This window comes from Pseudomonas sp. CBZ-4 (assembly GCF_000346755.1).
Classification (GTDB): domain Bacteria; phylum Pseudomonadota; class Gammaproteobacteria; order Pseudomonadales; family Pseudomonadaceae; genus Aquipseudomonas.
This window is the reverse complement of the sequence record NZ_ANNV01000049.1, coordinates 1-9,383: the sequence shown is the minus strand read 5'-3', so window position 1 is coordinate 9,383 and position 9,383 is coordinate 1. Positions and strand designations below refer to the sequence as shown.

General features: G+C 64.7%; 9 protein-coding genes. 1 reads left to right on the top strand and 8 read right to left on the bottom strand.

Going from position 1 to position 9,383, the window contains the following annotated elements:
* Positions 1–290 precede the first annotated feature (290 nt).
* From B348_RS0106600 to B348_RS0106565, 8 genes are all read right to left on the bottom strand, one after another.
* Complete coding sequence (locus B348_RS0106600; RefSeq protein ID WP_017735351.1) at positions 291–1,466, bottom strand: PotD/PotF family extracellular solute-binding protein; 1,176 nt, start codon at positions 1,464–1,466, stop codon at positions 291–293.
* A complete protein-coding gene (locus B348_RS0106595) occupies positions 1,463–2,437 on the bottom strand; it encodes a GTP-binding protein (RefSeq protein ID WP_017735350.1) in 975 nt (324 codons plus the stop codon). The genes B348_RS0106600 and B348_RS0106595 overlap by 4 nt, the downstream gene beginning before the upstream one ends.
* On the bottom strand, positions 2,434–2,733 hold the full coding sequence (locus B348_RS0106590; RefSeq protein WP_017735349.1) for a hypothetical protein: 300 nt from the start codon (positions 2,731–2,733) through the stop codon (positions 2,434–2,436). Before B348_RS0106590 ends, B348_RS0106595 begins: the two co-directional genes overlap by 4 nt.
* Before the next feature lie 13 nt (positions 2,734–2,746).
* Positions 2,747–3,496 (bottom strand): SDR family NAD(P)-dependent oxidoreductase, encoded by a 750-nt coding sequence (locus tag B348_RS0106585; protein ID WP_017735348.1) that lies wholly within the window; start codon positions 3,494–3,496, stop codon positions 2,747–2,749.
* A 143-nt stretch (positions 3,497–3,639) separates the two neighbouring features.
* Positions 3,640–4,401, bottom strand: a complete 762-nt coding sequence (locus B348_RS0106580) for an SDR family NAD(P)-dependent oxidoreductase (protein ID WP_017735347.1) — start codon at positions 4,399–4,401, stop codon at positions 3,640–3,642.
* A 10-nt stretch (positions 4,402–4,411) separates the two neighbouring features.
* The gene (locus tag B348_RS0106575; RefSeq protein WP_017735346.1) at positions 4,412–5,752 is read right to left on the bottom strand and encodes an MFS transporter; all 1,341 of its coding nucleotides are present in this window, start codon (positions 5,750–5,752) and stop codon (positions 4,412–4,414) included.
* Positions 5,753–5,789: 37 nt separating this feature from the next.
* Entirely contained in the window at positions 5,790–6,668 is an 879-nt protein-coding gene (locus B348_RS0106570; protein WP_003234086.1) for a polysaccharide deacetylase, read from the bottom strand.
* An 11-nt stretch (positions 6,669–6,679) separates the two neighbouring features.
* Entirely contained in the window at positions 6,680–8,002 is a 1,323-nt protein-coding gene (locus B348_RS0106565; protein WP_026136613.1) for an amidase, read from the bottom strand.
* Between the two features lie 337 nt (positions 8,003–8,339).
* Between B348_RS0106565 and B348_RS0106560 the strand changes: the two genes are divergently transcribed.
* Positions 8,340–9,329 (top strand): GntR family transcriptional regulator, encoded by a 990-nt coding sequence (locus B348_RS0106560; RefSeq protein ID WP_017735344.1) that lies wholly within the window; start codon positions 8,340–8,342, stop codon positions 9,327–9,329.
* Positions 9,330–9,383 lie beyond the last annotated feature (54 nt).

Genomic DNA, 9,383 nt, shown 5'->3' with positions numbered 1-9,383 from the left:
CGTGAACTGATTTGTAACCCATGTGGGTGAGTCATACCGGCGAGGACCTTTTGCTTACTTTTGGGTCCTTCCAAAAGTGAGCCGCTGTAAGAGCGGAACCCTAAGCAGCCGTTACCTAAATAACGGATATGTACTCCGATCAAAAAGCCTCAGCGCCTAACACATCGCTATCGCAGGCAAGCCAGCTCCCACATTTTGACCGCGTACACCCGATAAGACTTGGCCGCATGATCGGGAGCCTTCGCGGGCAAGCCCGCTCCCACATAAGCCAAGCTCACTCCTCTATTGAGTCAGGCGCCCCGTGCACGCATGAAGTCGCCCCAACGCCGCACCAAATAGTTGTGCTCATCCATCACCGAGTTCCACACCGCGATGTGCCCCATGCGCTGTTCATAAGACCCGCCATCACGCACTTCGCCGATATCGATCAACGGCAGGCCGTCACTGCCGAGCAGCTCTTCCCGCGCAGGCTGGCCGGCGTACCAGTAATCCCACTCGGCGCTGCTCAGGTGGTCGCGGCTGCGCGCCGGGTTGCCGATGTAGTACCCCTGGCGCGCCATCACGGCGCCGGGCCAGCCGGACAGCCACCAGTTGAGGTAGGCGTAGGCCGCATCCAGCACCGGCCCCTGGGCATGGCGCGACAGGGACAAGCCGCCGAACCAGGCGCGGTAGCCTTCACGCGGCACCGCCAGGCGGTATTTCACCCCGGCGCGGTGCAGGCGCATCAGGGTCGGCGACCACAGGCTCTGGATGTCGATGCTCGGGCTGAGCATCAATTGCGCGGCCTCTTCGTCATCCGACCAGAAGGCGGCGAAGTGGCCTTCTTTCTGTTTGCGCACAAGGATGTCGGCGAGCACGTCGATCTCTTCGATGCTCATGTTGCCGATGTCCTTGAACTGCGCGAGCCCCGCGCCCTGCACCGCCAGCGCGGCATCCAGGGCGCCGATGGCGGCGTCGCTTTGCAGCGCGGTGCGTGCGCGCCAGGCCGGGTCGAGCAGCCAGCCCCAGCTTTCGTTGCCGTGGCAAAAGCCGTCGGGCAGGCGCTCGGGGCGGTAGGCGAAACTGTCGGCGTTGTGGGTCAGGGGCAGCATGCTGATGCGTTCGGTGACGGTGCTGCCGAGGCTGCCGTCGTGCTGCACGAACAGGCGCTCGCTGGGCACGCTGCCGCTGCCGAGGCGGTCATCCGGTGACAGGCGGCCGCGCTTGGGCAGGTCGTTGATCTCGTGCCACAGCGCGATGCGCCGCGTGTCGATGGGCTGGATCGCCCGCGCCGGCCAGACGAAATCGACGTTGTGGAACCACTGGTCATACAGGTCGTAGCTGTCGGGCTGCATCACCGCGATGCGCTGGGCCTGCTCGACATCGTGCACCTGATACACCAGGCGGATGCCCAGCTCCTGCTCGGCGCGTACGCGCAGGCATTCCAGCAAGGTCACCGAGGTGCCGAGGACGCGCAGGGTAATCATGGGGCGAACCGCCGCGAGAACACGTCGAACGAGCGGCGCAGCTGCGCCGGGTCGAGGCCGCGCAGGATAAAGACCAGGCGCGATTGGCGGTCGATGCCCGGCCAAGCAGGCAAGTGCACCGGGGCATGCAGGCAGTGCTGCACGCCATGAATGACGATGGGGGCGTTGCTGGCGTTCACGTTGAGCAGTCCTTTGACCCGGAGGATTCGTTCGCCGTGGCATCTTAACAGCATCGACAGCCACACCCCGAAGCCGACCCAATCCAGCGGTTGGTCGAAGGTCAGGCAGCACACTTGCGCAGCGCCGTGGGTGGCGGTGATGGGTTGATGCAGTTGCCAGCGACTGACTTCGACGGCGGGTTCGGCGCTGCGCAGGCCTTCGCCGAGCAGCAGTTGCTCGCCGCTGTGGATGTCCTGGGTATCGAGGATCGGCGTGCCGGCGTTGAGCGCCTGCAAGTGCGCGCGCAGCGCGGTGCTGTCGCCGGCCAGGTCGGTCTTGCTCAACAGCAGGCGATCCGCCGCCGCGACCTGGGCCAGCCATTCCGGGTGCAAACGTTCTTGCAGCGTGGCGTGGCTGGCGTCCACCAGGGTGATGACCAGGCCGATATGAAAGCGCCCGCGCAACTGCACGTCGTTGTTCAGGGTGGCGAGGATCGGCGCCGGGTCGGCCAGGCCAGTGGTTTCCAGGATCACCCGTTTGAAGGCCGGGATTTCCCCGCGCTCGCGGCGTTGCAACAGGCCGAGCAGCGCGTCCTTCAACTCGCCGCGAATCGAGCAGCACACGCAGCCGCTGGGCAGCAGCACGGTGTCCGGCGCGACCTCTTCCACCAGCAGATGGTCGATGCCGACGTCGCCGAATTCATTGATCAGCAATGCCGTGTCGCCGAGGCTTTCGCCTTGCAGCAGGCGCTTGAGCAAGGTGGTTTTGCCGCTGCCGAGGAAGCCGGTGATTACATTCAGGGCGATGCTCATGGGGCTGACTCCAAGTGATCCAGCAGGGTTGGATCGAGCGGGTCCAGCGGGCGGCCGAGCATGGTTTCGGCGGCCTGCCACAGTTGATCCAGGCCGCTGGCCAATTCCTGCTTGCCGGTGGCGCCGAGCAACAGGTACGAGGCACCCTGGAAGTCTTCGACCTTGAGTCGGAACACCGCCAGTACCTGGTTGATCGCCGCGATCCGGCGCAGGCGTTCGCAGCGGCGGGGCACTTCATCGCCCAGGGGGTCGCTCCAGTGCAGGTCTTCGCCGAGCAGCCCGCAGAGTCCGCACATGGCTACACCCCGCTCATGGCATGACGTCGCCGGAGTTCGGGCCGAGGGTCTGGCCGACGAACAGATTGCCACCCGGTTCGCTGGCCAGCAGCACGGCGGTGGGCGCCACTTCATCGGCCAGGCCGAAGCGGCCCAGGGGCAATTCCTTGGCCTTGGCGCGTTTCCAGTCATCACTGATGCCGCCCACCAACGGCGTTTCAATCGGGCCGGGGGCGATGGCGTTGACCAGCACATTGTCCTTGGCCACTTCCAGCGCGAGGGACTTGGTAAAGCCGATCACCCCGGCTTTGGCGGCGGCGTAGTGAGTCAGCTCGGCGCCGCCCTTGATCCCCAGTTGCGAGGCGACGTTGATGATGCGGCCCCAGCGCTGCGCCAGCATGTGCGGCAAGGCGCGCTGGCTGGCGACGAACACGCTGGTGAGGTCGACGCGCAGCATGTCGTTCCACATCTCGATGGACAGGTCGACACACCGCGCCTGGGTGAGCATACCGGCGTTGTTGACCAGGATATCGATGCCGCCGAACTGCGCGACGCAGGTATCCACACTGGCCTGGGCGCCTTCGACGGTGCCGACGTCGGCCAGGCATTCGACGACTTCGGCGCCGAGGTTGCGGCAGGTGATCGCGGTGTCGGCGAGGCTCGCGGCGTTGCGGTCGGCCAGCACCAGGCGTGCGCCTTCGGCGGCGTAGGCGCGGGCGATGGCAGCGCCGATGCCGCTGCCGGCGCCGGTGATGACGGCGCGGCGATGAGTGAGTTGAGGCATATACAAATCTCCTCAGACAAACACCGGTTCCCTGTGGGAGCTGGCTTGCCTGCGATGGCGGTGGTTCAGTAAATACATGTGCTGCTGACCCACCGCTATCGCAGGCAAGCCAGCTCCCACATTTGGACCGAGTACATCCGTTATTAATCAGGCCAGCGCACGGTCAAGCCGCCGTCGATGATGATGCTTTGGCCGGTGAGGTAGCTCGACGCCTCACTGGTCAAGAACTGCACCAGCGACGCCACTTCATCCGCCCGCCCTACCCGCCCCAGCGGAATCGCCCGCGCGGCTTTCGCCAGGCCTTCCGGCCCCAGCGAGTTCTTCGCATCCAGCGACTGCGGCGTCTCGATCAACCCCGGGATCACCGCATTGCAACGAATGCCCTGGGCCGCCAATTCCACCGCCAGCGAGCGGCACAACCCCGGCACGCCGGCCTTGGCCGCTGCGTAATGGCTGTGTTCCTGCCAGCCATACACGCCACCGGCAATCGATGAAATCGCCACCAGCGCGCCGCCTTCGTTCATGTGCCGGGCGGCCGCACGGAAGGTGCGCATCACCCCCGTCAGGTCGACATTGAGCATCTCGTCCCACAGCGCGTCGGTCATTTCCAGCAGCGGCGCACGACGCAGCAAACCGGCGTTGGCCACGGCGTAGTCGAGGCGGCCGAAGTGCTGCACGGCTTGCTCGGCCAAGGCGTCCACCGAAGCGGTGCTGCCGACATCCAACGGCAGCATCAGGCATTCGCCGCCGGCTTCTTCCACCAACGCGACGGTGGTTTGAGGGTCATGGGGATCGGCCGGGTAATCCCCGCCGCCCACCGCCACACCGACTCGCGCATAGGCCACGGCGAGGGCTTGGCCGATGCCGCTGGCGGCGCCGGTAATCAAGGCAACTTTACGGCTCATCACACACTCCTTACTGAACGGTTTCCGGGCGCACGTGGCGCGCGGCGAACATCAACATGCCGGACAGGAAGCACGGCACCGCACCGAACCACAGCGCGGCGGTCTGCCAGTCGCTGCCGGCGGACAACACCTGGGTCGCGCCAAACCCTGCGACCACCGCACCAATCGGGCCCATGGCGTGGATGATCGCGCCGCCGGTGGCACGGATGCTGGTGGGGAAGCTTTCGCTGATAAAGAACAGCGCCGCCGAGTACGGCCCGATCAGGAAGAACAGGCCCAGGCTGTACAGCCCGACCACCATCGCCATGTTGCTCGGGCCGAACAACATGCCGGCGAACGCCAGGCCGCCGAGCATCCAGCCCAGGCCGATAACGTTGCGACGGCCGATCTTGTCGCCCATCCAGCCGTGGCTGAGGTAGCCGCAGTAACCCACCAGGTTCGACAGCACGAGGATGATCAGCGAGTTCTCGAACGAAATGTGGTGCACGCTGACGATCACCGAGGTACCGAGCACGCTGAACACCTGGATCGCCGCCCAGTTGAGCAACAGCGCGGCGCCGATCACCAGGGTGGCGCGGCGGGCCGGGCCACGGAACGCGGCCTTGAGACCGGCCTTGCTGTGTTCGTCGTAGTCCACGCCGTAGGTCACGGCGACGTTCTGTGCTTCCGTCACCGCGCCGCTTTTGCGCAGTTGGCTGATGCGTTCGTGGATCTGGAACTGCGGGCTTTCCTTGAGCTTGCGCGCCATGATCGCAATCACGATCGCCGGGATCGCGGCGAAGATGAAGCAGCCCTGCCAGCCGATGATCGGCAGCAGCAACGCGGTCAAACCGGCAGCGATCAACGCCCCGACCGGCCAGCCGCCCTGCACCAGGCTGTAGATAAAACCACGGCGCTTGGTCAGGCGCGGGTCTTCCGAGGCGCCGTACAGCTCGGTCAAATAGGTGGCGTTGACGGTTTCCTCGGCATAGCCCAGGCCGCCCAGCGAACGGATCAGGATCAGCGGCGACTTGCCCCACGCGCCGCCGATTGCAGTCAGCGCCGAGCACAGTGCAGAACCTGCCACGGTAAAAATGATGCCCTTGCGGCGCCCCAATTTATCGACGATAGGGCCGATGGCCAGGGCGACTACGGCGGTACCCACCGCCACCCATGTCGCGATCTCGGCTTGCTCCACTTCACCCCAGCCAAAGTGCCGGCCGATTTCCGGCAGCAAGGTGCCGAAGAGGATGAAGTCGTACACCGCAAACACCCAGGCGAAAAACGCGATCCAGGTGGCGAAGCGCACTTCCTTGGAGGTCAGTTGCCGGGGTTTCCAGCCGGTCAGGTCAAGCTTGTTGTAGATGGACATGGGTCGCGCCTCAGGGATGGGGGCTGTTTTTTAAGGGTCAGGTACGCGGTTGACGGCGGATAAAGTCATCGGCGATTTCGTCGAAGGTGACGAAGCGCACGCCGGCATGGCTCTGGATGTGTTCGATCAGGCGCTCCAGCATCAGCAGCACTTGCGGGCGGCCGGAAACGTCGGGGTGAATGGTCATGGTGAACACCGCGTGTTCGTGTTCGCGGTAGACCCAGTCGAACTGGTCGCGCCACATTTCTTCGAGGTGACGCGGGTTGACGAAGCCGTGGCTGTTGGGGGCTTTCTTGATAAACATCATCGGCGGCAGGTCGTCGAGGTACCAGTTGGCCGGGATCTCCACCAGGTCGGTTTCTTCGCCGCGCACCAGGGGTTTCATCCAGGTATCGGGGTGCTGGCTGTAGTCGATCTTGGTCCAGCTGTCGCCCTTGCGTACGTAGTAGGGGTGGAAGTCGTTGTGCATCAGGCTGTGGTCGTACTTGATACCTTTTTTCAACAGCAGCTCGTTGGTGACCTTGCTGAATTCCCACCACGGCGCGACGTAGCCGGTCGGGCGTTTGCCGGTGACCTGGGTGATCAGTTCGATGGATTTATCGAGGACGATTTCCTCTTGCTCGGCGGTCATGGCGATGGGGTTTTCGTGGCTGTAGCCGTGCACGCCGATTTCGTGGCCGGCGTCGGCCACGGCCTTCATCTGCTCGGGGAAGGTTTCCATCGAGTGGCCGGGGATAAACCAGGTGGTGCGCAGGCCGTAGCGTTCGAACAATTTGAGCAGGCGTGGCGCGCCGATTTCACCGGCGAACAGGCCGCGGGAGATGTCGTCGGGCGAGTCTTCGCCGCCGTAGGAACCGAGCCAGCCGGCGACCGCGTCAACGTCGACGCCAAATGCACAGAGGATGTCTTTAGCCATGGTGTGTCTCCTTAAATAGTCATTGCGGATTCGACGGACAACGCGGCGCGCAACAGGCGAGCGTCTTCCCCCGTCGGGGCGCTGAGCAGCAGCCCGGTGGGCAGGCCCAGGGCATCGCGGCCGCTGGGCAGGTTCACGCCGGGCATGTCCAGGAAACTGCCGGGCATGGTCAGGCGCAGGGTGGCGAGGTTGGTGTGGATGAACAGGTCATCGTCGGCTTCCAGCGGCGCCAGGGGCGGCGCGACATGGGCGACGGTGGGGGTGATCAAGAGGGCGCCGTCGAGGTCGTCGAGCAGTTGCTGTTGCAGGCGGCGGCGGGCTTCGATCAGGTACAGCAATTGGCTGGCGGGCAGCGCGCGCGCGGCTTCGAGGCGGCGGCGCACGCGGGGGTCGAGGTGCTCGGCGTCGGGGCTGTCGAGCAGCGCTTCGTGCAGGGCGAAGGCTTCGAAGGAGCCGAGCCAGCCGTGGTCGCGGATCAACGCCAGGGTGGCCTGGAACGTCGGGCATTCACGTTCTTCGATGATTGCGCCGGCGCCTTGCAGTTGCTCGACGGCGCGCAGCAAGTTGGCGCGCACGGCCGGCTCGACGTCTTGTTGCGCCAGCACAAAACGCTGGCCCTTGAGGCTGCGGGGCGTGTGGACCTGGCGGCGGCCATGGAGCAAATCGTCGATGGCCAACGCGTCGCGCACGCTGCGGGTCAGCGGGCCGAGGCTGTCGAGGGTGCGCGACAACGGGAACACCGCGTCGCGGCTGTAGCGCCGACTGCTGCTGCGGTAACCCACCAGGCCATTCAACGCGGCGGGGATGCGGATCGAGCCGGCGGTGTCGGTGCCCATGGCAATCGGTACGATCCCGGCGGCCACGGCGACCGCCGAACCCGATGACGAACCGCCGGGAATCCGCGCTTGATCGCTGCTGTGGGGGTTGAACGGCGTGCCGAAATGCGGGTTCAGGCCCAGGCCGGAATAGGCCAGCTCGCTGAGGTTGGTCTTGCCCACGCTGACCATCCCCGCGCGGCACAACAGGCCGACGCTGGGCGCATCGAGAGAGGCTGCCGGCGCGTTGCGGCGGTAAGCGGCGCCCGCCGTGGTGATGCTGCCGGCCACGTCGAACAGGTCTTTCCAGGCCAGCGGCACGCCATCGAACACGCTCAACGGCTGGCCGGCCCGCCAGCGCGCGGCCGAGGCTTCGGCCTCGCGGCGGGCACGCTCGGCGGTCAGGGAGATAAATACGCTGGGGGCCATGCTCGCGTGGACAAGTGCCTGCTCAAGCACCTGCACCGGGTCGCTGCGACCGCTGGCGAAATCCTCGGCCATGGAAGTGGCGTCTGACATCAAGATGACCCTCACAAAACGTACCTATTAATAAAATGTACATTTTACAAAGGCAGCTTTCGTGCCAGTCTCTGCGGCAAGGGTTTTGCCAAACCCGGGTTTTTCGCCCAGAGCTACGGGATAGATAGCGTGGATAGCGGGAAAAATAGTTTGACTGGAGCCGGCGCCAGGCCTTGAATGAAATAATGTATCTTTTATGAATAAGTACATTTTGGTGCAGAAAAGTAACATTCCTACATTCCCAGCCCCAAAAAAGTGCCACCGACGTGGCGCAGGGTGACAGGCACAACTTATGAGAGAATCCCCGGCCACCGTCCTACAAGCCCCTGAGAAAGCAATGAAAGCAGTGTCTGCCTCGGCCTCGCGCTACGCGATGATTCACCAGGTATTGCGTGACGCGATCGTCAACGGCACGGCCCGCCATGGCCTGGTGTTGCTGGAAGCGCCGCTGGCCGAATTGTTCGGCACCAGCCGCGTGCCGGTGCGCAAGGCCCTGGACCTGCTGCACGACGAAGGCTTGATCTGCCGCTTCAACGGCCGGGGTTACCTGATCAACCCCGAGGGCCTGGCGCTGGAGCCGCTGCGCCTGCCCTTGAGCCATGCGCACCTGGGGCTCAATGGCGAAGCCGAGCTGGTGGACACGCGGCCATTGGGCGAGCGCATCGTCGAGGAAATCGGCGCGGCGCTGTCCACCTGCATTGCCTTCGGCCATTACCGCCTGGACGAGCAAGCCGCCGCCGACCACTACGGCGTCAGCCGCGCCGTGGTGCGTGAGGCGCTGATGCGCCTGCGCGACCGTGGCCTGGTGGAAAAGGAGCCCTACTCCCAATGGCTCGCCGGGCCGTTGACTGCGCGGGAAGTCACCGAAGACTACGAACTGCGCGCCTGCCTGGAACCCGAAGCCCTGCGCCTGAGCGCACCGGGCCTGGACCGCGAGGAGCTGGAAGCGATGTTGCAACGGGTGCTGGACGCGCAGGCCAGCCCGCAGTGCAGCCTGGAAGCCATCGAGCAGATCGAAGAGGATTTGCACCAGCGTTGCCTGGCCGGGTTGCAGAACCGCAAGATCGCCGCGTTGATCCGCCAGGGGCAGAGCCCGATGATTATCAGCCGGATTTTTTACCGGTTGCTGGGGATCGGCGCGGATCCTGCCATGTTGGCCGAGCATCGCTTGATTCTGGAGTTGTTGTTGCATGGGGCGGTGGATGCGGCGGCGCTTAACCTGCGCGAGCATTTGCAGCGGGCCAGGCAGCGGATGTTGCAGCGCCTGAAGGTGTTATCGGTGCTACCGGAGCAACCCCTGCCCTCCTACCTCCACAAAATCAGCTGACTGCACTCAATTCCAAATGTGGGAGCTGGCTTGCCTGCGATAGCGGTGGATCAG

Excerpts from the sequence above, each read along its gene's own strand:
- B348_RS0106595 (WP_017735350.1), bottom strand. The coding sequence starts at position 2,437 with ATGAGCATCGCCCTGAATGTAATCACCGGCTTCCTCGGCAGCGGCAAA.
- B348_RS0106560 (WP_017735344.1), top strand. The coding sequence starts at position 8,340 with ATGAAAGCAGTGTCTGCCTCGGCCTCGCGCTACGCGATGATTCACCAG.
- B348_RS0106565 (WP_026136613.1), bottom strand. The coding sequence starts at position 8,002 with ATGTCAGACGCCACTTCCATGGCCGAGGATTTCGCCAGCGGTCGCAGC.
- B348_RS0106600 (WP_017735351.1), bottom strand. The coding sequence starts at position 1,466 with ATGATTACCCTGCGCGTCCTCGGCACCTCGGTGACCTTGCTGGAATGC.
- B348_RS0106590 (WP_017735349.1), bottom strand. The coding sequence starts at position 2,733 with ATGTGCGGACTCTGCGGGCTGCTCGGCGAAGACCTGCACTGGAGCGAC.
- B348_RS0106580 (WP_017735347.1), bottom strand. The coding sequence starts at position 4,401 with ATGAGCCGTAAAGTTGCCTTGATTACCGGCGCCGCCAGCGGCATCGGC.
- B348_RS0106585 (WP_017735348.1), bottom strand. The coding sequence starts at position 3,496 with ATGCCTCAACTCACTCATCGCCGCGCCGTCATCACCGGCGCCGGCAGC.
- B348_RS0106575 (WP_017735346.1), bottom strand. The coding sequence starts at position 5,752 with ATGTCCATCTACAACAAGCTTGACCTGACCGGCTGGAAACCCCGGCAA.
- B348_RS0106570 (WP_003234086.1), bottom strand. The coding sequence starts at position 6,668 with ATGGCTAAAGACATCCTCTGTGCATTTGGCGTCGACGTTGACGCGGTC.